Annotated in this window: 22 protein-coding genes; 14 read left to right on the top strand and 8 right to left on the bottom strand. The window is 54.7% G+C overall.

Going from position 1 to position 21,802, the window contains the following annotated elements:
* Positions 1-8 precede the first annotated feature (8 nt).
* Genes mlaD through mlaF form a run of 3 tightly spaced genes read right to left on the bottom strand, consistent with a single transcriptional unit; the run spans position 9 to position 2,164 of the window.
* Positions 9-557, bottom strand: a complete 549-nt coding sequence (gene mlaD / locus QRN24_RS16620; protein WP_025202923.1) for an outer membrane lipid asymmetry maintenance protein MlaD — start codon at positions 555-557, stop codon at positions 9-11.
* A gap of 4 nt (positions 558-561) precedes the next feature.
* On the bottom strand, positions 562-1,344 hold the full coding sequence (gene mlaE / locus QRN24_RS16615) for a lipid asymmetry maintenance ABC transporter permease subunit MlaE (RefSeq protein ID WP_010436044.1): 783 nt from the start codon (positions 1,342-1,344) through the stop codon (positions 562-564).
* Positions 1,345-1,351: 7 nt separating this feature from the next.
* The gene (gene mlaF / locus QRN24_RS16610; RefSeq protein WP_068795052.1) at positions 1,352-2,164 is read right to left on the bottom strand and encodes a phospholipid ABC transporter ATP-binding protein MlaF; all 813 of its coding nucleotides are present in this window, start codon (positions 2,162-2,164) and stop codon (positions 1,352-1,354) included.
* Between the two features lie 231 nt (positions 2,165-2,395).
* Here mlaF and QRN24_RS16605 point away from each other — a divergent pair, with 231 nt between their 5' ends.
* The 11 genes from QRN24_RS16605 (at position 2,396) to npr (ending at position 10,315) form a co-directional block, all read left to right on the top strand.
* Complete coding sequence (locus tag QRN24_RS16605) at positions 2,396-3,373, top strand: calcium/sodium antiporter (RefSeq protein WP_020883528.1); 978 nt, start codon at positions 2,396-2,398, stop codon at positions 3,371-3,373.
* A 13-nt stretch (positions 3,374-3,386) separates the two neighbouring features.
* On the top strand, positions 3,387-4,373 hold the full coding sequence (gene kdsD / locus QRN24_RS16600) for an arabinose-5-phosphate isomerase KdsD (protein WP_020883527.1): 987 nt from the start codon (positions 3,387-3,389) through the stop codon (positions 4,371-4,373).
* A gap of 14 nt (positions 4,374-4,387) precedes the next feature.
* Entirely contained in the window at positions 4,388-4,954 is a 567-nt protein-coding gene (gene kdsC, locus QRN24_RS16595) for a 3-deoxy-manno-octulosonate-8-phosphatase KdsC (protein WP_014171813.1), read from the top strand.
* Positions 4,951-5,526 carry an LPS export ABC transporter periplasmic protein LptC gene (gene lptC / locus QRN24_RS16590; RefSeq protein ID WP_014171814.1) on the top strand — a complete coding sequence of 192 codons (576 nt, stop codon included), beginning with the start codon at positions 4,951-4,953 and terminating at the stop codon, positions 5,524-5,526. The genes kdsC and lptC overlap by 4 nt, the downstream gene beginning before the upstream one ends.
* Complete coding sequence (gene lptA, locus QRN24_RS16585) at positions 5,495-6,049, top strand: lipopolysaccharide ABC transporter substrate-binding protein LptA (RefSeq protein WP_020883526.1); 555 nt, start codon at positions 5,495-5,497, stop codon at positions 6,047-6,049. The genes lptC and lptA overlap by 32 nt, the downstream gene beginning before the upstream one ends.
* A 6-nt stretch (positions 6,050-6,055) precedes the next feature.
* Positions 6,056-6,781, top strand: a complete 726-nt coding sequence (gene lptB / locus QRN24_RS16580; protein WP_014171816.1) for an LPS export ABC transporter ATP-binding protein — start codon at positions 6,056-6,058, stop codon at positions 6,779-6,781.
* A 47-nt stretch (positions 6,782-6,828) separates the two neighbouring features.
* On the top strand, positions 6,829-8,262 hold the full coding sequence (gene rpoN, locus QRN24_RS16575) for an RNA polymerase factor sigma-54 (protein WP_014171817.1): 1,434 nt from the start codon (positions 6,829-6,831) through the stop codon (positions 8,260-8,262).
* A gap of 22 nt (positions 8,263-8,284) precedes the next feature.
* Entirely contained in the window at positions 8,285-8,572 is a 288-nt protein-coding gene (gene hpf / locus QRN24_RS16570) for a ribosome hibernation promoting factor (RefSeq protein WP_014171818.1), read from the top strand.
* Positions 8,573-8,654: 82 nt separating this feature from the next.
* Positions 8,655-9,146, top strand: a complete 492-nt coding sequence (gene ptsN, locus QRN24_RS16565; protein ID WP_014171819.1) for a PTS IIA-like nitrogen regulatory protein PtsN — start codon at positions 8,655-8,657, stop codon at positions 9,144-9,146.
* A 45-nt stretch (positions 9,147-9,191) separates the two neighbouring features.
* Positions 9,192-10,046, top strand: a complete 855-nt coding sequence (gene rapZ, locus QRN24_RS16560) for an RNase adapter RapZ (protein WP_014171820.1) — start codon at positions 9,192-9,194, stop codon at positions 10,044-10,046.
* Positions 10,043-10,315: a PTS phosphocarrier protein NPr gene (gene npr / locus QRN24_RS16555; RefSeq protein ID WP_003861872.1), complete on the top strand. Its 273-nt coding sequence runs from the start codon at positions 10,043-10,045 to the stop codon at positions 10,313-10,315. Before rapZ ends, npr begins: the two co-directional genes overlap by 4 nt.
* Before the next feature lie 38 nt (positions 10,316-10,353).
* On the opposite strand, the gene mtgA is transcribed toward npr, so the two are convergent.
* From mtgA to lptF, 5 genes are all read right to left on the bottom strand, one after another.
* Positions 10,354-11,079: a monofunctional biosynthetic peptidoglycan transglycosylase gene (mtgA, locus tag QRN24_RS16550; protein WP_014171821.1), complete on the bottom strand. Its 726-nt coding sequence runs from the start codon at positions 11,077-11,079 to the stop codon at positions 10,354-10,356.
* Entirely contained in the window at positions 11,076-11,729 is a 654-nt protein-coding gene (gene elbB, locus QRN24_RS16545) for an isoprenoid biosynthesis glyoxalase ElbB (protein ID WP_032670144.1), read from the bottom strand. The genes mtgA and elbB overlap by 4 nt, the downstream gene beginning before the upstream one ends.
* Before the next feature lie 231 nt (positions 11,730-11,960).
* On the bottom strand, positions 11,961-14,294 hold the full coding sequence (gene arcB / locus QRN24_RS16540; protein WP_032679053.1) for an aerobic respiration two-component sensor histidine kinase ArcB: 2,334 nt from the start codon (positions 14,292-14,294) through the stop codon (positions 11,961-11,963).
* 135 nt (positions 14,295-14,429) lie between these two features.
* On the bottom strand, positions 14,430-15,512 hold the full coding sequence (gene lptG / locus QRN24_RS16535; protein ID WP_014171824.1) for an LPS export ABC transporter permease LptG: 1,083 nt from the start codon (positions 15,510-15,512) through the stop codon (positions 14,430-14,432).
* On the bottom strand, positions 15,512-16,612 hold the full coding sequence (gene lptF, locus QRN24_RS16530) for an LPS export ABC transporter permease LptF (RefSeq protein WP_014171825.1): 1,101 nt from the start codon (positions 16,610-16,612) through the stop codon (positions 15,512-15,514). The genes lptG and lptF overlap by 1 nt, the downstream gene beginning before the upstream one ends.
* Before the next feature lie 266 nt (positions 16,613-16,878).
* Between lptF and pepA the strand changes: the two genes are divergently transcribed.
* The 3 genes from pepA (at position 16,879) to QRN24_RS16515 (ending at position 21,800) form a co-directional block, all read left to right on the top strand.
* On the top strand, positions 16,879-18,390 hold the full coding sequence (gene pepA / locus QRN24_RS16525; RefSeq protein WP_014171826.1) for a leucyl aminopeptidase: 1,512 nt from the start codon (positions 16,879-16,881) through the stop codon (positions 18,388-18,390).
* Between the two features lie 111 nt (positions 18,391-18,501).
* A complete protein-coding gene (holC, locus tag QRN24_RS16520; protein WP_008502815.1) occupies positions 18,502-18,945 on the top strand; it encodes a DNA polymerase III subunit chi in 444 nt (147 codons plus the stop codon).
* Complete coding sequence (locus QRN24_RS16515; protein WP_020883522.1) at positions 18,945-21,800, top strand: valine--tRNA ligase; 2,856 nt, start codon at positions 18,945-18,947, stop codon at positions 21,798-21,800. Before holC ends, QRN24_RS16515 begins: the two co-directional genes overlap by 1 nt.
* The last annotated feature ends 2 nt before the right edge of the window (positions 21,801-21,802 follow it).

Raw genomic sequence — 21,802 nt, 5'->3', positions numbered from 1 at the left:
TCCTGAAATTAATTCGTCGTGCCTGGTGTCGGTGCGACACTGGCAGGATCTTCGCTCTGCGCAGGGGCAGCGTCGGACTTCTTATCATCTCCTTTACTGTTATAAAGGAACTGACCAATCATATCCTCCAGTACCATCGCGGACTTCGTATCCTGGATTACGCTACCGTCTTTAAGGATAGTCGTTCCCAGCTCCGGGTCTTCAAAACCGACGTTAAGCGCCAGATATTGCTCACCCAGGAGGCCGGACGTGCGGATAGAAAGCGAGCTGGTGTCCGGGATATGGTTGTAACGCTCTTCAATATCCATCGACACGCGCGGCAGATAGGTTTTCTCATCAAGCGTAATGTCAGAGACACGCCCGATGACCACCCCGCCTATACGTACCGGCGAGCGCGCCTTCAGCCCGCCGATGTTATCAAACGTCGCATAAATGCGATAAGTCGGCTCGGTGCGCACAGACGTGATATCCGCCGCTCTCAGGCAGATAAACAGCGCGGCCAGCAACGCCAGTAACAGGAACACGCCGACCCAAATTTCATTTTTTCTCGTTTGCATGAACTCAATTCCCAAACATCAGTGCGGTGAGCACAAAATCCAGACCCAGTACGGCCAGCGACGAATGTACGACAGTACGTGTAGTTGCACGGCTGATGCCCGCCGAGGTCGGGATCGCATCATAGCCATTGAACAAGGCGATCCAGGTGACCGTAATGGCAAATACCACGCTTTTAATCAGACAGTTCACCAGATCCATTCGCAGATCGATGGCGTCCTGCATGGCCGACCAGAAGAAGCCCGCATCGATGCCCTTCCAGTGAACGCCAACCAGCGAGCCGCCCCAGATACCCACGGCGACAAAGAGGATCGTCAGGAGCGGTAAGGAAATCACCCCCGCCCAGAAGCGTGGCGAGATCACGCGACGCAGCGGGTCGACCGCCATCATCTCCATGCTGGAAAGCTGCTCGGTCGCACGCATCAGGCCAATTTCAGCGGTCAATGCTGACCCTGCACGCCCGGCGAACAACAGCGCCGCCACCACCGGCCCCAGTTCACGCAGCAGCGACAGCGCCACCAGCATGCCGAGGCTGGTTTCGGCGCTGTAGGTCGTCAGAACGAGGTAGCCCTGCAGCCCCAGCACCATGCCGATAAACAGACCGGAGACAATGATGATGAGCATCGACAGCACGCCGACATTATAGAGCTGCCGCACCAGTAGCGGTGCATGCTTACGAAATTCCGGCTTGCCGACCAGCGCGTTGAACAACATCAATCCGGCACGCCCGAACGTCCTGATGGTTTTTATGCCACGGTGTCCAAGAGCGGCCAATGCATTTAACAGCATCAGTGGCTTAACTCCCTATTCCCAGTAAATCGTCACGATAGTCGCCCGCTGGATAGCGGAACGGCACAGGCCCATCCGCAATGCCGTCGAGGAACTGCCGTACACGCGGATCGCAGTTTTCCTGCAACGCCTGAGCGCTGCCATGCGCGACGATCCTTTTGTCTGCCACAATGTAGGCATAGTCGGCGATGCTCAGCACTTCCGGTACATCGTGAGAAACCACTATACAGGTTACGCCGAGCGCGCTGTTCAGTTCAGAGATGAGCTTCACCAGCACGCCCATCGTGATAGGGTCCTGCCCGACGAACGGTTCGTCGAACATGATTAAATCGGGTTCTAAGGCGATGGCGCGTGCCAGCGCGGCGCGGCGTGCCATACCGCCGGACAGCTCTGAGGGCATCAGTTTTGCAGCCCCTCGCAGCCCCACGGCCTCAAGCTTCATCATCACCGTACTTTTCAGCAGCTCTGGCGGCAGACTGGTGTGTTCGCGCAGCGGATAGGCCACGTTATCAAAGACGTTCATGTCCGTGAACAACGCTCCCGACTGGAAAAGCATACTCATGCGTTTACGAACAGTATACAGGCGCGATCGTGACATCTCCGGGATGTTTTCGCCGTCAAAGAGGATTTCACCGCTATCAGGTGGGATCTGGCCACCAATAAGGCGCAGCAGGGTCGTTTTACCGATCCCGGACGGCCCCATGATGGCAGTGATCTTGCCACGCGGTACGGTCAACGAAATATCATCGAATATCAATCTGTTGGCGCGAGAAAAACTCACACCCCGGACATCAACTAAATTCGCCATAGTGTGGCTCATTTATGGTTCCTTTCTTACCCTGCTCACGTTAAGCATGCAGACTGAATCAGCCCTAAACTCAGCATTTTTACAGAATATTAGCCGTTGAGGTTAGCGAAAGCTGGCATTTGTTTTACTTTTCCGGCGCATAAAGTCAAAATTAGGAATTCGTTACGCCTCAGACTGTATGCAGTCCTGCCATTCCATTCCTGCGCGATGGACCGACGAGTATACCTGAAGAAAGGACTTTTGATGCTTTTAGCAACAGCACTGTTAATAATTGGTTTACTTTTGGTGGTCTACAGTGCTGACCGTTTGGTATTTGCTGCATCTATCCTGTGCCGCCTGACTGGCGTACCGCCTGTCGTCATCGGGATGACCGTGGTCAGTGTCGGCACCTCGCTTCCTGAAATCATCGTCTCTGTCACGGCATCACTGCACGGTCAGTTAGACCTTGCCGTCGGCACCGCGATTGGTTCCAACATCGTCAATATCTTACTGATCCTTGGCCTGGCGGCCCTGCTCCATCCATTTCGCGTGCATTCTGATGTTCTGCGCCGTGAATTGCCGCTAATGTTAATCGTAAGCCTGCTGGCAGGGTGCGTATTTTATGATGGCGTACTGAGCTACGGTGACGGCATTTTCTTGCTGGCGCTGGCCGTTATCTGGCTGCTGTATAGTGTTAAAATCGCCCGTCTGGCAGAAAAACAGGGCCAGGACAGCCTGACGCGAGAGCAGGTCGCCGAGCTCCCGCGTGAAGGCACGCTGCCTGTGGCGCTGCTGTGGCTCGGCGTCGCGCTGATCATCATGCCGATGGCCACGCGCATGGTCGTCGATAACGCCACGGTGCTGGCGAACTATTTCGCCATGAGTGAGCTCACCATTGGCCTGACGGTCATTGCCATTGGCACCAGTCTGCCAGAACTGGCCACCGCTATCGCAGGGGCACGTAAAGGTGAAGATGACATTGCCATAGGCAATATTATCGGTTCAAACATTTTTAATATCGCCATCGTGATGGGCCTGCCGGCCCTGATAACGCCCGGGCCTTTTAACCCCCTGGCATTCTCACGCGATTACGGGGTGATGTTGCTGGTCAGCGTCATTTTTGCCCTGCTCTGCTGGCGGCGGCAACGACAGATCGGCAAAGGCGCAGGGGCGCTGCTGACGGGTGGATTTATCGTATGGATGGCGATGCTGTACTGGCTTTCGCCTCTTCTCTCTGGGTAAACGGAAACGCATTATGTCGCAAATAGAATTGCAGCCGGGTTTTGACTTTCAGAAAGCAGGCAAAGAGGTTCTGGAGATTGAACGTGAAGGTCTGGCGCAGTTAGATCAGTACATTAATCAGGATTTTAGTCTGGCATGTGAGAAGATGTTCTACTGTGCCGGTAAAGTCGTGGTGATGGGCATGGGCAAGTCCGGTCACATTGGGCGCAAAATGGCGGCAACGTTTGCCAGCACCGGAACCTCTTCCTTCTTTGTACACCCGGGGGAAGCCGCGCACGGCGATCTGGGCATGGTAACGCCGCAGGATATCGTCATCGCGCTATCGAACTCCGGTGAGTCTAATGAGATCCTGGCGCTGATCCCCGTGCTGAAGCGGCTGCGGGTTCCGCTTATTTGCATGACCAGCCGCCCGGAAAGTAGCATGGCGCGCGCGGCGGATATTCACCTGTGCGTGAAAGTGCCTAAAGAAGCCTGCCCGCTGGGTCTTGCTCCAACGTCCAGCACGACCGCTGCGCTGGTCATGGGCGATGCGCTTGCCGTTGCGTTGCTGGAAGCCCGCGGTTTTACCCCGGAAGATTTCGCGCTTTCCCACCCAGGTGGCGCGCTCGGGCGTAAGCTTCTGCTTCGGGTTAACGATATTATGCACACTGGCGATGAGATCCCTCACGTCAGTAAAGAGGCCTCCCTGCGCGATGCGCTGCTGGAGATCACCCGCAAGAATCTGGGTATGACGGTTGTGTGCGACGACCTGATGAAGATCCAGGGGATCTTCACCGATGGCGACCTGCGACGCGTGTTCGACATGGGTGTTGATGTTCGCACGCTGGGCATCGCTGATGTGATGACGTCCGGCGGTATCCGTGTTCGTCCGGGCACGCTGGCGGTGGATGTGCTGAACCTGATGCAGTCCCGTCATATCACCTCAGTGATGGTTGCCGATGGCGACCAGTTGCTGGGTGTGGTACATATGCATGATCTGCTGCGCGCAGGCGTAGTGTAATGAAGGATAAGACAATGAGTAATGCGGGTGCATCCCTTGCAACCTGTTATGGTCCGGTCAGTACCCATATGATGGCAAAGGCGGAAAACATTCGCCTGCTCATCCTGGATGTGGATGGGGTACTCTCTGATGGCCTGATTTACATGGGCAATAATGGTGAAGAGCTGAAAGCGTTTAACGTTCGCGATGGCTACGGTATTCGTTGTGCGCTCACATCAGGCATCGACGTTGCCATCATCACCGGTCGGAAAGCTAAACTGGTAGAAGACCGTTGTGAAACGTTAGGCATTACCCATCTGTATCAGGGTCAGTCCGATAAGATGGCGGCGTTCAACGATTTACTGGGTAAACTGGCTGTCGCGCCGGAAAACGTGGCCTATGTCGGGGACGATCTGATTGACTGGCCGGTGATGGCTGAAGTCGGTCTGAGTATCGCCGTGGCCGATGCGCATCCGCTGCTGATCCCGCGTGCTGACTATGTCACCCATATTAACGGTGGCCGTGGTGCCGTACGTGAAGTCTGCGATCTGCTTTTGCTGGCGCAGGGCAAGCTTGATGAGGCCAAAGGGCAATCGATATGAGTAAAACCAGACGTTGGGTTATCATTCTGCTTTCGCTTGTCGCACTGGTATTGATTGGCGTGAACCTTGCCGATCGCGACGATACGCAGACGGAAGTGGTCAATACGAGCGAGCCAACCTATAAAAGCGATCACAGTGACACCGTGGTCTACAGCCCGGAAGGTGCGCTGAACTATCGCCTGATTGCCCAGCATGTTGAATATTTTTCAGATGACGGTATTTCGTGGTTTACCCAGCCTGTCATGACCACGTTTGATAAAGACAAAGTGCCGACGTGGTCGATTAAATCTGACCGGGCAAAACTGACGAATGACCGTATGCTTTATCTGTATGGCCACGTTGAAGTCAACGCCCTGACCGCTGACTCACAACTGCGCAAAATCACGACGGATAATGCACAGATCAACCTCGTGACCCAGGACGTGACGTCGCAGGATCTGGTCACACTGTATGGCACAACATTTAATTCCAGCGGTTTAAGAATGCGCGGGAACTTACGCAGCAAAAACGCCGAGCTGATTGAAAAGGTTAGAACCTCCTATGAAATTCAAAACAAACAAACTCAGCCTTAAAGTAATTATCGCCAGTGCGATGCTGGCGACCAGTCTTCCCGCGCTTGCTGTAACGGGTGATACTGACCAGCCTATCCATATCGAGTCCGACACGCAGTCGCTTGATATGCAAGGCAATGTCGTTACCTTTACCGGTAACGTCGTCATGACCCAGGGCACCATCAAAATCAACGCCGACAAAGTGGTCGTTACCCGTCCCGGTGGCGAGCAAGGCAAAGAGATCATTGATGGCTATGGCAACCCGGCAACCTTCTACCAGATGCAGGATAACGGCAAACCCGTGAAAGGTCGCGCCACGCATATGCACTATGAGCTGGCGAAGGACCTGGTCATCCTGACCGGTAACGCTTATCTGGAACAGCTGGACAGCAACATCACCGGCGACCAGATCACCTATCTGGTGAAAGAGCAAAAAATGCAGGCCTCCAGCGAGAAAGGCAAACGCGTAACCACCGTGCTGGTTCCGTCGCAGCTGCAGGACAAAGGTAAGGGTCAGGCCCCGGCACAGAAGAAGAGTAACTAATTCGTTATGGCAACATTAACTGCAAAAAATCTCGCGAAGGCCTATAAGGGCCGCCGTGTCGTAGAAGATGTCAGTCTGACCGTCAACTCCGGCGAAATTGTAGGCCTGCTTGGCCCTAACGGTGCGGGCAAGACCACAACCTTCTACATGGTCGTTGGCATTGTGTCGCGCGATGCGGGCAACATCGTCATTGATGATGAAGATATCAGTCTTCTGCCGCTGCATGCGCGTGCGCGTCGCGGTATCGGCTATCTGCCGCAGGAAGCCTCCATTTTCCGCCGCCTGAGCGTCTTTGATAACCTGATGGCCGTCCTGCAAATTCGTGACGATCTGACCAGCGAACAGCGTCAGGACCGGGCTAACGAGCTGATGGAAGAGTTCCATATCGAACATCTGCGCGACAGCCTCGGTCAGGCGCTGTCCGGCGGTGAACGCCGTCGCGTTGAGATTGCGCGTGCGCTGGCTGCAAACCCGAAATTTATCCTTCTGGATGAACCGTTTGCAGGCGTTGACCCCATCTCCGTTATCGACATTAAACGTATCATTGAGCATCTGCGCGACAGCGGGCTTGGCGTACTGATCACTGACCATAACGTCCGTGAAACGCTGGCCGTGTGCGAACGCGCATACATCGTGAGCCAGGGCAATCTGATCGCCCACGGTACGCCGCAGCAGATCCTCGAAGATGATCATGTTAAGCGTGTCTACCTTGGGGAAGACTTCAGACTCTGATAGGGTAGAGGTAATGTAACGCCGAACCGGAGAAAAATGCTCTGAACATGAAGCAAGGTTTGCAATTACGGCTCAGCCAACAACTGGCGATGACGCCGCAGCTACAGCAGGCGATTCGCCTGTTGCAACTGTCCACCTTAGAACTCCAGCAGGAGCTCCAGCAAGCGCTGGATAGCAATCCGTTGCTGGAGCAAGCCGATCTTCATGAAGAGGTAGATACCCAGCAGTCGCAGGATACTGAAGCACTCGACACCGCCGATGCGCTCGAACAAAAAGAGATGCCGGACGAGCTTCCGCTGGATGCCAGCTGGGATGAAATCTACACCGCCGGAACCCCTTCCGGTACGCGTGCAGACTACCAGGACGATGAGCTACCGGTTTATCAGGGTGAAACTACCCAGTCACTGCAGGATTACCTGATGTGGCAGGTGGAACTTACCCCCTTCTCCGATACCGACCGCGCGATCGCGACATCCATTGTCGATGCCGTGGATGACACCGGTTATCTGACCGTCACGCTGGACGAAATTCTGGAAAGCATGGGTGACGAAGAGATTGAACTCGAGGAGATAGAAGCCGTTCTGAAGCGCATTCAGCGTTTCGATCCGGTTGGGGTGGCCGCAAAAGATCTGCGCGACTGCCTGCTTATCCAACTTTCTCAGTTCAGCAAAGAGACGCCATGGCTTGATGAAGCCCGCTTGATCATCAGCGACCATCTGGATCTTCTGGCCAACCACGATTTCCGCAGCCTGATGCGCGTCACGCGCCTGAAAGAAGAGGTGCTGAAAGAGGCGGTCAATCTGATTCAGTCCCTCGATCCGCGCCCCGGTCAGTCCATTCAGACCAGCGAACCCGAGTACGTCATCCCGGATGTGCTGGTCAGAAAACACAATGACCGCTGGGTCGTTGAACTGAACTCAGACAGCATTCCTCGCCTGCAAATCAACCAGCAGTATGCCTCCATGTGCACCAGCGTGCGTAACGACTCCGATAATCAATACATTCGTAGCAATTTGCAGGAAGCGCGATGGTTGATCAAAAGTCTGGAGAGCCGAAATGATACGCTGCTCCGCGTAAGCCGCTGTATTGTCGAACAGCAGCAGGCGTTCTTTGAGCAGGGCGAAGAGTATATGAAACCGATGGTGCTGGCGGATATCGCCCAGGCCGTCGAGATGCATGAATCAACCATTTCCCGCGTGACCACGCAGAAGTATCTGCACAGTCCACGCGGTATTTTTGAGCTTAAGTATTTCTTCTCCAGCCATGTGAATACCGAGGGCGGCGGTGAAGCGTCGTCAACGGCCATTCGCGCCCTGGTGAAGAAGTTGATCGCCGCGGAGAACCCCGCGAAGCCACTGAGCGACAGTAAGTTAACCACCATACTGTCCGACCAGGGTATTATGGTGGCACGCCGAACTGTTGCGAAGTATCGAGAGTCTTTATCCATTCCGCCGTCTAACCAGCGTAAACAGCTGGTCTGACACAACCGATAAGGAAGACACTATGCAGCTCAATATCACAGGACATAACGTCGAGATTACTGAGGCTTTACGTGATTTTGTGAATGCTAAATTCGCGAAACTCGAGCAGTATTTCGAAAGGATCAACCAGGTCTATGTTGTATTGAAAGTGGAGAAAGTGACTCATATCTCGGATGCGACCCTGCATGTCAACGGGGGTGAGCTCCATGCCAGTGCGGAAGGGCAAGACATGTACGCTGCTATCGACGGCTTGATTGATAAGCTTGCACGACAGCTCAATAAACATAAAGACAAACTGAAACAACACTAATTGTCCGGGCAGTTAACGGGTGCAGGAAGGCCTGTTGTGAAACACAACAGGCCGTTTGTACAGTTAGCGCTTAGGTGAAATTATGATGAACAACGATTCCGCTCTTCAACTGAGCAATGTCCTTAACCAGGAATGTACGCGCAGTGCTGTTCACTGCCAGAGCAAAAAACGTGCGCTGGAGATCATCAGTGAACTGGCCGCAAAACAGCTGGGCCTGCCGCCGCAGGTCGTGTTCGAAGCGATCCTGACCCGTGAAAAAATGGGCAGTACCGGCATCGGCAACGGCATCGCGATCCCGCACGGCAAACTGGAAGAGGACACCCTGCGTGCCGTCGGTGTGTTTGTGCAGCTGGAGACGCCTATCGCCTTCGATGCCATCGATAATCAGCCCGTCGATCTCCTCTTCGCGCTGCTGGTGCCTGCCGACCAGACGAAAACCCATTTGCATACGCTTTCGCTGGTCGCAAAACGCCTGGCCGATAAAACCATTTGCCGTCGACTGCGCGCAGCCCAAAGTGATGAAGAGCTATATCAAATTATCACTGAAGCAGAAGGCAATCAGGATGATGCATAACCAGGAGATGGCCTTCACATCTGTTGTCCTGAGGAGAAACGGAACATGGTGCTGATGATTGTCAGTGGCCGTTCAGGGTCCGGGAAATCCGTGGCCCTGCGCGCGCTGGAAGACATGGGGTTTTACTGCGTAGATAACCTGCCGGTCGTGCTGTTGCCCGACCTGGCACGCACGCTTGCGGAGAGGCAAATCTCTGCCGCCGTCAGTATCGACGTTCGTAACATGCCTGAATCGCCAGAAATCTTTGAACAGGCAATGAGCAACTTGCCTGATTCATTCTCGCCTCAGCTGCTGTTCCTCGATGCAGACCGCAATACTCTGATCCGTCGCTACAGCGATACCCGTCGTTTGCACCCGCTTTCCAGCAAGAACCTCTCGCTGGAAAGTGCTATCGACGAAGAGAGCGATCTGCTGGAACCGCTGCGTTCCCGTGCTGACCTGATTGTCGATACGTCCGAAATGTCCGTGCATGAGCTGGCGGAAATGCTGCGTACCCGTTTACTGGGCAAACGCGAGCGTGAACTGACGATGGTGTTCGAGTCATTCGGCTTTAAGCACGGTATTCCTATTGATGCGGATTATGTTTTCGACGTGCGCTTCCTGCCGAACCCGCACTGGGATCCGAAGCTGCGTCCAATGACCGGTCTCGATAAGCCCGTCGCGGCCTTCCTCGACAGACACACAGAAGTTCACAATTTTATCTACCAGACGCGAAGCTACCTTGAGCTATGGTTACCTATGCTGGAGACAAACAATCGTAGCTACCTGACCGTGGCGATTGGCTGTACCGGCGGTAAACATCGTTCGGTCTATATCGCCGAACAGCTGGCCGACTATTTCCGTTCACGCGGAAAGAACGTTCAGTCCCGTCATCGCACGCTGGAAAAACGTAAAACATGACCGTAAAACAAACCGTTGAGATCACCAATAAGCTGGGCATGCATGCACGTCCGGCGATGAAACTGTTTGAGCTGATGCAGGGTTTCGATGCAGAAGTTCTGCTGCGTAACGATGAAGGTACCGAGGCGGAAGCGAACAGCGTGATTGCGCTGCTGATGCTGGACTCCGCCAAAGGCCGCCAGATTGAAGTAGAAGCTACCGGTCCACAGGAAGAGGAAGCGCTGGCGGCGGTGATTGCGCTGTTTAACGCCGGGTTTGACGAAGACTAACACCTCTTTCATGGCGGGTAGCGCTACGCTTACCCGCCTTACATCAATTTATTTCTCGCCATAAACCCTTCCCCTCCCAGCTGCCGCATCTGGCGCATGATCCACGCCTGTCGGTTTCGCACATAGCCTGAGGGTGCATCGGCCTTAAAGCGAATTGGGTTAGGCAAGACCGCGGCCAACAGCGCAGCTTCAGAGAGGCTCAGCCGACTGGCAGGTTTATTGAAATATCGCTGCGACGCGGCTTCGACACCAAACACGCCATCACCAAACTCGGCAATGTTCAGATAGACCGTCAGAATACGTTTCTTGCTCCAGACCGTTTCCATCCCCAGGGTCAATCCGGCTTCCAGTCCTTTTCGCACCCAGCTGCGGCCATCCCACAAAAACAGGTTTTTGGCCGTCTGTTGTGACAACGTCGATGCGCCGCGCACGCGGTTTTCATGGCGTTCATTATGGGCGAGCGCTTTCTCGATTGCCGCCACGTCAAACCCCCAGTGCTCCGGGAATTTCTGATCCTCCGCCGCTATCACCGCCAGCCCCATCCACGGGGAGATTTCATCTGTGCTCACCCAGTCAGAGTGGGCAACATAGCTGAAGTCACCGGTGAACCACGCGCTCAGCTGACGCTCAACCATCACGGCAGAAAACGGAACCGGCAGAATGCTGAATAATGCCAGTCCGCCGCCCCAGAACACCGCCAGCACCAACACGGCACGCCAAAGAATACGTTTTACCCAGGCGCCTGCGGCGAATTGACGCCTCATTCAGTCAGCACCAGCACTCTGGCCACCAGCTTTTCAATGCCTGAAGCGGCTTCCGCGATAGTCTGCGCCAGCATATACGCAGGTGTGGTGACGATTTTATTGTCTTCATCCACCACAATGTCATCCACCGGACAAGGGATGTGCTCGCCTCCCATCTCCTCGATGATTTCCGCTGTATCAATATCGGTCCCGATGGTCAGGCGCAGCGGGAAATCAAAAATTGTCGGAAGCATGGCCGGAGCGATACAGATAAAGCCCTGCGGTTTACCCGCCGCATGCATGGCCTGTGATAACGCTTTTAAATGCGGATCAACCTGACACCCGGCGCCTTGCGTGGCAAACGTGCTGAGGTTTTTAGCCGCCCCAAACCCGCCCGGCACAATTAACGCATCAAGCTCTGCCGCGTCCGCCTGAATCAGAGGATGAATTTCGCCACGCGCAATACGCGCGGCTTCAATCAGGACGTTACGGGTTTCCGCCATCGGCTCCCCGGTCAGATGATTAATGACATCAGCCTGATTTTTGTCTGGCGCGAAGCAAATGACTTCAGCCCCCTCTCTTGCCAGGGCCAGCAATGTGATGACGGCTTCGTGTATCTCAGAACCATCGTAAACGCCACATCCGCTCAGTACGACACCAATCTTTTTCATCATGACGATCCTTCTCTGCAACTCGCTGAAGCACATAATTAATTTTGATTAAAACGCTATGCTTCACACATTTCACTGATTCCTGTAACAAACCATTTAAGATTTGCTATCTTATTTGCGTGCGGCCTAAATTTTCAGGCGGCGTCCATACGAAAACAACACAAAAAAACAGGCGCAGCCACAATTTCCCTGGTGTTGGCGCAGTATTCGCGCACCCCGGTTAAGCCGGGGTCATTTTTTTCTGGCGTCCACCCAGGCTTTAAGCACCGCCACATCGTTCTGCCACTCTTGTTTCATCTCTTCAACCCAATCACCTACGTTATCTTCCCAGGCAGGTAAATCAGGTGACTGAATCTGTTGTCCCAGCTGCTGCAGGTGACGTAAGCCGACCGAGCCGGCCGCGCCTTTGATTTTATGCCCTTCTTCCACAATGCCTTTCTGATCCCGCGCTGTCAGATTTGATTCCAGCACGCTCAGATAGCCCGGCATCATTTTTTCAAATACCGCCAGACCGTCGGTAATCAGTTTTGGACCAACCAGATCGATGTACTGCTCCAGCATCGCGGTATCGAGTATCGTTTGGGCTTTCGCGCTATCCACAGACGTCATGGTGTTCTCCTCTTCATCATGGGTATCCCAGAACTTCTTGATCATGGCGGTCAGGGCAGGCACCGCCAGCGGCTTGCTAAGTACATCATCCATACCGGCATCGAGGTACTCTTTTTTATCTTTCAGCACGTTCGCCGTCAACGCCACCAGCGGCGGCAGTTCGTCGGCAGCGTACTGGCTCGTCAGTTCACGGGAAATATCCAGCCCGGTCATGTCCGGCAACTGAATATCCAGCAGAACGAGATCATATTCACCCGGCTTAAACATCTCCAGCGCGGCTTTACCGGTCATCGCCACATCCACGCTGTTGCCCAGTTTTTCCAGGACAGAGCGTGCGACAATTACGTTAAGCTCAATATCTTCCACCAGCAGGACATGCAGCGCGGGCAGCGGCATATCGTCGTTTTCGAAGGTATCTTCCACCTCTTCCGCCACCGCCGGCGCGTGCACCGTCAGCGTGAAGGTTGAGCCTTTGCCCGGATGGCTGGCGACGGTAATATCACCGCCCATGCTCTTCGCAAGGCGTTTAGACACCGCCAGACCAATTCCCGTGCCGGTAGCGGGCTTGCCACCGTTGCTGTCCTTCACCTGATAGTACATCGCAAATATTTTGTCCTGCTCTTCCTGCGGAATACCAATGCCGGAGTCTTCCACCTCAAAGTGCAGCATGTCGCCCTGGTCATAGCGAATACGTACCGAGACCTGCCCCTTCTGGGTAAATTTGACCGCATTGCTGATAAGGTTCCACAGGATCTGGCGCAGACGCGTGCCGTCGGTAACCACCTTGTGCGGCAGCGGCAGCGTGGGATCCATGACAAAGCTCAGCCCCTTCTGCTGCGCCTGCAAACCCGACAGGTTTTCCAGATCGGCAAGGAAACCGGTGAAATCAACCGGCTGGTTATCAAGCTGCACTTTGCGGCGTTCCATCTTATCCATATCGATAATATCGTTGAAGATATTCCCCAGCGTGACCGCTGAGACATGGATGGTTTTAAGGTATTTTTCCTGTTCTGCGGTGAGATCGGTGTCCAGCAGAATGCGGCTCAGGCCGACAATTCCGTTAAGTGGCGTACGCAGTTCATGGCTGATGGTGGAGATGAAGGTGGTTTTATCGCGGCTGGCACGTTCAAGGGCATCCTGATAGCGCTTACGCTCGGTGATATCGCGGCCAAACCCCATCAGACCGTGGCGTTTCCCCACGCGGTCGTAGTACGGCACCTTACGGATCTCAAAGCAGGCTTTGCGCCCGTCCGGGTAATCCAGCCACTGTTCATAGGTCAGCGAAACGTTATGACGGAACACTTTTTCGTCCGTCTCCATCACTTTGGCGGCCGCCTCTTCGGAGTATACGTCCTGCGGCTTCAGGTGAATCAGCTGCTTCTCGCTCTTCCCGGTCAGCAATTCCATCGCCCGGTTACAGCCGGAAAACTCTTTATCTTCATTACGGTAGAAAACCAGATCCGGCGATGCATCAAGGAACGAGCGCAGGAAAGAGGATTGCTGCTCAAGCTGGATCTGCGTCACCTCGCGCTCTTTCATTTCGATTTTCAGCTGCTCCAGCGTCGCCTGGCGCTCAGCCTCCGCCTTCTCACGATCCGAAATCTCCTGGTTCAGTTGGGCGATATTATCCTTTAGCTGAACGTTGAGCTTCAGATCGCGATCGCGCATCTCTTCCAGTTTATCGACCAGTTTTGACAGGCGCTGACGGGACTCCTCCAGTTGTTCAACCACCACGGAGAGGAAATAGACCGCCCAGGGTGTAATCAGCAAGCCAAAGAAGATGGAGCGGATCACGTCGATACTCTCGACCTGACCGTGCAGAACCATGGTTACGGCCATCTGCACGACAATGGCCAGAACGACCAGCGCCAGTGCCAGCAGCATGGAGAAACGCACCAGCCCAAGCTTCATCATCAGATCGACGTAGTACTGGGCCAGCATTCGAATTTGCTTCATAGAGGATCCCTTCACGACTTTATCGCTCAATAATACTCAAATTCGCGACGGGGCGTTGAAGGTTGTGAGAAAAAGTGCGGGGTGAAACAGGAGATTAGCCTCGCTTCCGGTTCTCCGGAAGCGAGAAGAGGTCTGTCAGGAGCGTTTCAGCATCAGCCAGAGGCTGATCAGGAAGAAGCTGGCACTCGGCAGCAGCGCGCCGATAACAGGCGGAATACCATAAACCAGCGTCAGCGGGCCGAAGATCTGATCGAGAACGTAGAACACAAAGCCGAAGCTGATCCCGGTCACCACGCGCACGCCCATCGGCACGCTACGCAACGGGCCAAAGATAAACGACAGTGCCATCAGCATCATCACCGCCACGGACAACGGCTGGAAGATTTTGCTCCACATGTTGAGCTGATAACGTCCGGCATCCTGTCCGCTCGACTTCAGGTATTTCACGTAGTTGTGCAAACCACTGATGGAGAGAGCGTCAGGATCCAGCGCCACCACGCCGAGTTTGTCCGGCGTGAGTTTGGTTTTCCACATGCCCGACACCGTCTGAGAGCCGGAGATCTGTTTTGGATCGGTCAGGTCTGACTCATCCACCTGCGACAACCGCCACTGCTTATGCTCGGCGTCAAACTTGGCCGAAGAGGCGTGACGCACGGAGAGCAAACGACGATCGTTATTGAAGGTGTAAATACTCACGCCCCCCAGTTCGTCATCGCCCTTCACACGTTCGATATAGACGAAGCTGTCACCATCTTTTGCCCACAACCCTTGCTGCGTTGAGAGCAATGAGCCACCGTACATCGCCTGCGCACGATAGTTACGCGCCATCTGCTCACCCTGCGGTGCCACCCACTCGCCAATTGCCATGGTCAACAGCACCAGCGGGATCGCGGTTTTCATCACCGACAGCGCAACCTGCATACGGGTGAAGCCCGAAGCCTGCATAACAACCAGTTCACTGCGCTGTGCCAGCATCCCTAAGCCCAACAGCGCACCCAACAGGGCTGCCATCGGGAAGAAGATCTGCACATCTTTTGGCACGCTGAGCAGGGTATACATGCCCGCACCCAGCGCGTCATAGCTCCCCTGCCCGGCTTTTTTCAACTGATCGACAAATTTGATAATGCCGGAGAGCGACACCAGCATGAACAACGTCATCATGATGGTGGAAAAAATAGTTTTACCGATATAGCGGTCAAGAACGCCAAACGCCTGCATTAGAGGGCTCCTTTACGCGAGAAGCGGGCACGAATGCGGCGCACAGGCACCGTATCCCACAGATTGAGTCCCACCGCCAGCAGCAGATACAGACCATTGACCACCCAGGTCCAGACGAACGGGTCAATTTTACCCTTACCACCGTTAGACTTAATCGAGGTCTGCAACAGGAAGAATACCAGGTACAGCAGCATGGCTGGCAACATTGACAGCACGCGTCCCTGACGTGGGTTAACCACGCTCAGCGGAACGACCATCAGAGCCATCATAAATACGGCGAATACTAGCGTGATACGCCAGTGCAGTTCGGCACGCGCACGGTTGTTGTCCGTATTGAACAGGGTACGCATATCCATTTGCTCGGTATCACTTGGATCGAGCGCCACGGTCTGGTGACCAATAATAGCCTGGTAGTTCTGGAAATCGGTGATGCGGAAATCGCGCAGCATCGCAGTGCCTTCGAAGCGCGTGCCTTTATTCAGCGTCACTACCTGAGAGCCATCTTTACGCTGTGACAGTTGACCCGAATCGGCCACCACGACGGAAGGACGGGCATTCCCTTTGGTGCGGAGCTGAGCAAGGAACACATCGTTAAAGCGGCTACCATCCACGCTTTCAATAAAGAGAACAGAATTCCCGTCCGTCGCCTGCTGGAACTGGCCCTGCGCCAGTGCGGCCATACCCGGGTTTGCTTTGGCTTCTGCCAGCACTTCATCCTGGTGACGGGAAGACGTTGGGCCCGCCCACATCACATTCACCGCCGCAACGATACCTGTGAAAAGCGCCAGAACCATAGCGGCTTTCACCAGTACGGCTTTACTCAAGCCGCAGGCGTGCATCACGGTGATTTCACTCTCGGTATAAAGCTTGCCGAGCGTCATGAGCAGACCGAGGAAAAGACTTAGCGGCAGGATAAGCTGCGCCATTTCCGGGATCCCTAAACCAAGCAGGGAAAGCACCAGATTCGTAGGAATTTCGCCGTCAACGGCCGCACCGAGGATCCTGACCAGCTTCTGACAGAAAAAAATCAGCAGCAGGATGAAGAGGATCGCCAGCTGGCTTTTGAGCGTCTCCCGCACCAGATATCTTATGATTATCACTTTAAATACGCCCGTAAAAACCCGTCTCTTTGCTGGAAAATCGCTTGTTTCATGGCTTAAACGTCATTTATTCTCTTGAGTCGTCGAAATCATCGCTAAGATTAAAACATCCGGCGGATTCACGCTTCAGGACTTTTTCTGACGTGTCGAAACCGTAGTAACGTAAGATTAACACGAAGTCACCACAACAGCGGACATGAGTTACGAAAGGTTTCAATTCTATCTGTAGCAGCCGCTGTTGTCTTTAAGATTCAGGAGCGTAGTGCATGGAGTTCAGTGTAAAAAGCGGTAGCCCGGAGAAACAGCGGAGTGCCTGCATCGTTGTGGGCGTCTTTGAACCACGCCGACTCTCCCCGATCGCCGAGCAACTCGATAAGATCAGTGATGGCTACATCAGCGCCCTGCTGCGCCGTGGCGAACTGGAAGGCAAACCTGGGCAGACGCTGTTACTGCACCATGTTCCAAACGTACTGTCTGAACGTATTCTGCTGATTGGCTGCGGTAAAGAGCGCGAGCTGGATGAACGTCAGTATAAGCAGGTTATTCAGAAAACGATTAATACGCTGAATGATACCGGCTCAATGGAAGCCGTTTGCTTCCTGACCGAGCTGCACGTCAAAGGCCGTAACACCTACTGGAAAGTGCGTCAGGCGGTCGAAACGGCAAAAGAGAGCCTGTACAGCTTCGACCAGCTGAAAACCAACAAAAGCGAGCCACGTCGTCCGCTGCGTAAGATGGTCTTTAACGTACCGACCCGTCGCGAGCTGACCAGCGGTGAACGCGCTATCCAGCACGGTCTGGCGATTGCTGCCGGGATTAAAGCCGCAAAAGATCTGGGCAATATGCCGCCTAACATCTGTAACGCAGCCTATCTGGCCTCTCAGGCACGTCAGTTGGCTGACGCCTACAGTAAGAATGTCATCACCCGCGTCATCGGCGAACAGCAGATGAAAGAGCTGGGAATGCACTCCTATCTGGCAGTCGGCAACGGCTCCCAGAATGAGTCGCTGATGTCGGTTATCGAGTACAAAGGTAACCCGTCTGAAGATGCGCGTCCGATTGTGCTGGTTGGTAAGGGTCTGACCTTCGATTCCGGCGGTATCTCCATCAAGCCTGCCGAAGGCATGGACGAGATGAAGTACGACATGTGTGGTGCAGCAGCAGTGTATGGCGTGATGCGTATGGTGGCAGAACTTCAGCTACCGATAAACGTCATTGGCGTGCTGGCGGGCTGTGAAAACATGCCTGGCGGTCGTGCGTACCGTCCGGGTGACGTTCTGACGACCATGTCCGGCCAGACCGTTGAAGTGCTGAACACCGACGCCGAAGGCCGTCTGGTGCTGTGCGACGTGCTGACCTACGTTGAGCGCTTCGAGCCTGAAGCGGTCATTGACGTGGCCACGCTGACCGGTGCCTGTGTGATTGCGCTGGGCCATCACATCACCGGGCTGATGTCGAACCACAATCCTCTGGCGCACGAGCTGATTGGCGCGTCCGAACAGGCCGGTGACCGCGCATGGCGTCTGCCGCTGGGTGACGAGTACCAGGAACAGCTGGAGTCTAATTTCGCCGATATGGCGAACATCGGCGGTCGTCCTGGCGGGGCAATTACTGCGGGCTGCTTCCTGGCGCGCTTTACCCGTAAGTACAACTGGGCGCATCTGGATATCGCAGGTACCGCCTGGCGTTCCGGTAAGGCCAAAGGCGCAACCGGTCGTCCGGTCGCGTTACTGTCGCAGTTCCTGCTCAATCGTGCGGGTTTTAACGGCGAAGAGTAATTGCCGTCAGATGCCCGGTAGCGCTACGCTTACCGGGCCTACGGAAAGATGCCGTTTGTAGGCCGGGTCAGCCCGGCCTTGCATTTAAATCCACAACAAGAAGCCCCATATATGAAGAATGCAACGTTCTACCTTCTGGACAACGACACCCATCAGGACGGCCTCAGCGCAGTTGAACAGCTGGTGTGTGAAATTGCCGCAGAACGTTGGCGCGCAGGTAAACGCGTTCTGATTGCCTGCGAAGATGAGCAGCAGGCCATCCGCCTTGACGAAGCACTCTGGGCACGCCCGCCGGAGAGTTTTGTTCCGCATAATCTGTCTGGCGAAGGCCCTCGTGGCGGCGCACCGGTAGAGATTGCCTGGCCGCAAAAGCGCAACAGCAGCGCGCGCGATATTCTGATTAGCCTGCGGATAGATTTTGCAGATTTTGCCACCGCTTTCACAGAAGTGGTAGACTTTGTCCCTTACGAAGAATCTTTGAAACAACTGGCGCGCGAACGCTATAAAGCGTACCGCCTGGCTGGTTTTAACCTGAATACGGCAACCTGGAAATAATGGAAAAGACATATAACCCACGCGATATCGAACAGCCGCTTTACGAGCACTGGGAACAGCAGGGCTATTTCAAGCCTAACGGCGATGAAAGCAAAGAGTCCTTCTGCATCATGATCCCACCGCCGAACGTCACCGGCAGTTTGCATATGGGTCATGCCTTCCAGCAGACCATCATGGATACCATGATCCGCTACCAGCGCATGCAGGGCAAAAACACCCTGTGGCAGGCGGGGACTGACCACGCGGGTATCGCGACCCAGATGGTGGTTGAGCGTAAAATTGCCGCTGAAGAAGGTAAAACCCGCCACGACTACGGTCGCGACGCGTTCATCGATAAAATCTGGCAGTGGAAAGCAGAGTCCGGCGGTACCATCACCCGTCAGATGCGCCGTCTTGGCAACTCCGTGGACTGGGAGCGCGAGCGCTTCACCATGGACGAAGGCCTTTCCAACGCCGTTAAAGAAGTGTTTGTCCGTCTGTACAAAGAAGACCTGATTTACCGTGGCAAGCGCCTGGTAAACTGGGACCCTAAACTGCGCACCGCTATCTCCGACCTGGAAGTGGAAAACCGTGAGTCTAAAGGCTCCATGTGGCATATCCGCTATCCGCTGGCCGACGGCGCTAAAACGGCAGACGGTAAAGATTACCTGGTGGTAGCGACCACCCGTCCGGAAACCCTGCTGGGCGATACCGGCGTGGCCGTTAACCCGGAAGATCCGCGTTATAAAGATCTGATTGGCAAATTCGTGGTGCTGCCGCTGGTTAACCGCCGCATTCCCGTTGTGGGCGATGAACACGCCGACATGGAAAAAGGCACCGGCTGTGTGAAAATCACCCCGGCACACGACTTCAACGACTACGAAGTGGGTCGTCGTCACGCCCTGCCAATGATCAACATTCTGACGTTCGACGGTGATATCCGTGAAAGCGCGGAAGTGTATGACACCAAAGGTAACGAATCCGACGTTTACTCCAGCGACATTCCGGCTGAATTCCAGAAAATGGAACGTTTTGCCGCGCGTAAAGCGATTGTCGCTGCAGTGGATGCACTCGGCCTGCTGGAAGAGATCAAACCTCACGATCTGACCGTGCCGTACGGTGACCGTGGTGGTGTTGTTATCGAGCCAATGCTGACCGACCAGTGGTACGTGCGCGCCGACGTGCTGGCGAAACCGGCTGTTGAAGCGGTCGAGAACGGCGACATCCAGTTCGTGCCGAAGCAGTATGAAAACATGTACTTCTCCTGGATGCGTGATATTCAGGACTGGTGTATCTCCCGTCAGCTGTGGTGGGGCCACCGTATCCCGGCCTGGTACGACAGTGAAGGCAACGTCTATGTTGGCCGCAGCGAAGATGAAGTTCGTCAGGAAAACAACCTGAGTGCCGATGTCGCCCTGCGTCAGGACGAAGACGTACTGGACACCTGGTTCTCCTCCGCACTGTGGACCTTCTCCACGCTGGGCTGGCCGGAGAACACCGACGCGCTGCGTCAGTTCCACCCAACCAGCGTGATGGTGTCCGGCTTCGACATCATCTTCTTCTGGATCGCCCGCATGATCATGATGACCATGCACTTCATCAAAGATGAAAACGGCAAGCCACAGGTTCCGTTCCATACCGTCTACATGACCGGTCTGATTCGTGACGACGAAGGCCAGAAGATGTCCAAGTCCAAGGGTAACGTTATCGACCCACTGGACATGGTTGACGGTATCTCCCTCGAAGAGCTGCTGGAAAAACGTACCGGCAACATGATGCAACCGCAGCTGGCAGAGAAGATCCGCAAGCGTACTGAGAAACAGTTCCCGAATGGGATCGAACCACACGGTACTGATGCCCTGCGTTTCACTCTGGCGGCACTGGCTTCAACCGGTCGTGACATCAACTGGGACATGAAGCGCCTGGAAGGTTACCGTAACTTCTGTAACAAGCTGTGGAACGCCAGCCGCTTCGTGCTGATGAACACCGAAGATCAGGATTGCGGCTTTAACGGCGGCGAGATGACCCTGTCTCTGGCCGATCGCTGGATCCTGGCAGAGTTCAACCAGACGGTAAAAGCCTTCCGCGAAGCGCTGGACAGCTACCGCTTCGATATCGCGGCGGGCATTCTGTATGAATTCACCTGGAACCAGTTCTGTGACTGGTACCTGGAGCTGGCAAAACCGGTAATGAACGGCGGTTCTGAAGCGGAACTGCGCGGTACGCGCAACACGCTGATTACCGTTCTGGAAGGTCTGCTGCGTCTGGCGCACCCGATTATTCCATTCATCACCGAAACCATCTGGCAGCGTGTGAAAGTGATTGCCGGCATCAACGCCGACACCATCATGCTGCAGCCGTTCCCGGAATTCGATGCAGCGAAGGTCGATGAAGCGGCGTCAGCCGATACCGAATGGCTGAAACAGGCGATCGTGGCGGTACGTAATATCCGTGCCGAAATGAACATCGCCCCGGGTAAACCTCTGGAGCTGCTGCTGCGCGGTTGCAGTGAGGCTGCTGTTCGCCGTGTCACCGAGAACAACACCTTCCTGAAAACCATGGCGCGTCTGGAAAGCATCACCGTGCTGCCTGCGGATGACAAAGGTCCGGTATCCGTGACCAAAATCATCGACGGCGCCGAGCTGCTGATCCCGATGGCAGGTCTTATCGACAAAGACGCTGAGCTGGCTCGTCTGGCAAAAGAAGTGGCTAAGGTCGATGTGGAAATTGGCAAAATCGAAAGCAAACTGGCGAACGAAGGCTTTGTTGCCCGCGCGCCGGAAGCGGTTATCGCGAAAGAACGTGAGCGTCTGGTTGCCTTCGCCGATGCTAAGACCAAACTGATCGAGCAGCAGGCGGTTATTGCAGCCCTGTAATG

Origin of the sequence: Enterobacter sp. MEB024, assembly GCF_030209635.1 — a bacterium.
GTDB lineage: Bacteria > Pseudomonadota > Gammaproteobacteria > Enterobacterales > Enterobacteriaceae > Enterobacter > Enterobacter ludwigii.
Note: the sequence above shows the minus strand (reverse complement) of the source record. Positions and strands in the feature narration are given on the sequence as shown.

Excerpts from the sequence above, each read along its gene's own strand:
- mlaD (WP_025202923.1), bottom strand. The coding sequence starts at position 557 with ATGCAAACGAGAAAAAATGAAATTTGGGTCGGCGTGTTCCTGTTACTG.
- mlaE (WP_010436044.1), bottom strand. The coding sequence starts at position 1,344 with ATGCTGTTAAATGCATTGGCCGCTCTTGGACACCGTGGCATAAAAACC.
- mlaF (WP_068795052.1), bottom strand. The coding sequence starts at position 2,164 with ATGAGCCACACTATGGCGAATTTAGTTGATGTCCGGGGTGTGAGTTTT.
- QRN24_RS16605 (WP_020883528.1), top strand. The coding sequence starts at position 2,396 with ATGCTTTTAGCAACAGCACTGTTAATAATTGGTTTACTTTTGGTGGTC.
- kdsD (WP_020883527.1), top strand. The coding sequence starts at position 3,387 with ATGTCGCAAATAGAATTGCAGCCGGGTTTTGACTTTCAGAAAGCAGGC.
- kdsC (WP_014171813.1), top strand. The coding sequence starts at position 4,388 with ATGAGTAATGCGGGTGCATCCCTTGCAACCTGTTATGGTCCGGTCAGT.
- lptC (WP_014171814.1), top strand. The coding sequence starts at position 4,951 with ATGAGTAAAACCAGACGTTGGGTTATCATTCTGCTTTCGCTTGTCGCA.
- lptA (WP_020883526.1), top strand. The coding sequence starts at position 5,495 with ATGAAATTCAAAACAAACAAACTCAGCCTTAAAGTAATTATCGCCAGT.
- lptB (WP_014171816.1), top strand. The coding sequence starts at position 6,056 with ATGGCAACATTAACTGCAAAAAATCTCGCGAAGGCCTATAAGGGCCGC.
- rpoN (WP_014171817.1), top strand. The coding sequence starts at position 6,829 with ATGAAGCAAGGTTTGCAATTACGGCTCAGCCAACAACTGGCGATGACG.
- hpf (WP_014171818.1), top strand. The coding sequence starts at position 8,285 with ATGCAGCTCAATATCACAGGACATAACGTCGAGATTACTGAGGCTTTA.
- ptsN (WP_014171819.1), top strand. The coding sequence starts at position 8,655 with ATGATGAACAACGATTCCGCTCTTCAACTGAGCAATGTCCTTAACCAG.
- rapZ (WP_014171820.1), top strand. The coding sequence starts at position 9,192 with ATGGTGCTGATGATTGTCAGTGGCCGTTCAGGGTCCGGGAAATCCGTG.
- npr (WP_003861872.1), top strand. The coding sequence starts at position 10,043 with ATGACCGTAAAACAAACCGTTGAGATCACCAATAAGCTGGGCATGCAT.
- mtgA (WP_014171821.1), bottom strand. The coding sequence starts at position 11,079 with ATGAGGCGTCAATTCGCCGCAGGCGCCTGGGTAAAACGTATTCTTTGG.
- elbB (WP_032670144.1), bottom strand. The coding sequence starts at position 11,729 with ATGAAAAAGATTGGTGTCGTACTGAGCGGATGTGGCGTTTACGATGGT.
- arcB (WP_032679053.1), bottom strand. The coding sequence starts at position 14,294 with ATGAAGCAAATTCGAATGCTGGCCCAGTACTACGTCGATCTGATGATG.
- lptG (WP_014171824.1), bottom strand. The coding sequence starts at position 15,512 with ATGCAGGCGTTTGGCGTTCTTGACCGCTATATCGGTAAAACTATTTTT.
- pepA (WP_014171826.1), top strand. The coding sequence starts at position 16,879 with ATGGAGTTCAGTGTAAAAAGCGGTAGCCCGGAGAAACAGCGGAGTGCC.
- holC (WP_008502815.1), top strand. The coding sequence starts at position 18,502 with ATGAAGAATGCAACGTTCTACCTTCTGGACAACGACACCCATCAGGAC.
- QRN24_RS16515 (WP_020883522.1), top strand. The coding sequence starts at position 18,945 with ATGGAAAAGACATATAACCCACGCGATATCGAACAGCCGCTTTACGAG.